Annotated in this window: 1 protein-coding gene; it reads right to left on the bottom strand. The window is 46.5% G+C overall.

The window, feature by feature from the left end; translation table 11 throughout:
* Positions 1-130: 130 nt before the first annotated feature.
* A complete protein-coding gene (locus tag K2I50_RS06735) occupies positions 131-820 on the bottom strand; it encodes a queuosine precursor transporter (RefSeq protein ID WP_301025478.1) in 690 nt (229 codons plus the stop codon).
* Positions 821-1,038: the final 218 nt, after the last annotated feature.

Raw genomic sequence — 1,038 nt, forward strand, 5'->3', positions numbered from 1 at the left:
GTCTCATATCATTGCTAAGTGCATCATTCTCAACAATTTTACAGGATGAGCCTAAAAACAGTGTGCAAAGTAAAGAATTTTTCCGCAATTACGCAAGTTTTCACGCTTTTTTGTTGTCTTTATCGATTTTTTACCACCAAGAATAGCGGATATCGGTATCAAACGTGTCGATGCGCTCGATGCGCTTTATGTAACGTACAACCCATATGGTGACCGGAAGAATTATAATCTCGTAGAGGGTCTTGAGGCATGTCTGAGCCACTATAAGCTCTACAATCACGTCGGCGGGGAGCACGCCCCAGAATGCAAGCGGAAAAAATATCAGTGAATCGGCGCCTTCGCCAAACACAGTCGACAGGATGGCGCGCAAAGAAAAGTAGCGACCTTTGCTTGCCACCTTCATCTTGCTCATCACAAAAGCATTTACCATCGAGCCGCATACGAATGCCAGAAACGAGGCGGTAAGGATGCGCGGCACACCACCGTAGATGGCCTCCATGGCGGCCTGCGACTGCCACTCTCCGGCTCCGGGCAGAATGATGGCCAGTTGCAGCATCATGGTGACAAAGAAGTTCATGGCAAATCCGAGCCATATTACCATCCTGGCCTTGCGGAATCCGTAGACCTCGACTATGCAGTCGTTGATGATATAACTGAGGGGGAACACCACCATGCCGGCGGTAATTGTAGTGAATCCGACATCGACTGTCTTGATTTCTACAAGGTTGGCTACGATGAGACATACGCAGAACACAACCGTAAAGATAAGAAACGGGAGGGTGAAGGCAGTGCCTTCTTTCTGAATGGATTGTTTTGTCATTTTTCTTGTTTTTAACGAGGTAGCAAGCACTCGGGATTATGAAAATATACAGTACGGACACAGTCTGCTGTCGTCGTGACAGACTTAGAAACTGTTTGAATTTATATCACTTTGTTTTTGAGGAGCCAGCCAGCGTCTTTTTGTTTGCTCTTCAGTCACGTAGCTACGGCTACGCTCGTTCATCGCAAACAAAAATACATCTGACATTCTCTCTCAAA

It is taken from the genome of Muribaculum sp. (genome assembly GCF_029051885.1).
GTDB lineage: Bacteria > Bacteroidota > Bacteroidia > Bacteroidales > Muribaculaceae > Muribaculum.

What these genes read in the sequence shown, in the direction of transcription:
- K2I50_RS06735 (WP_301025478.1), bottom strand. Translation starts at nt 820, where the DNA reads ATGACAAAACAATCCATTCAGAAAGAAGGCACTGCCTTCACCCTCCCG.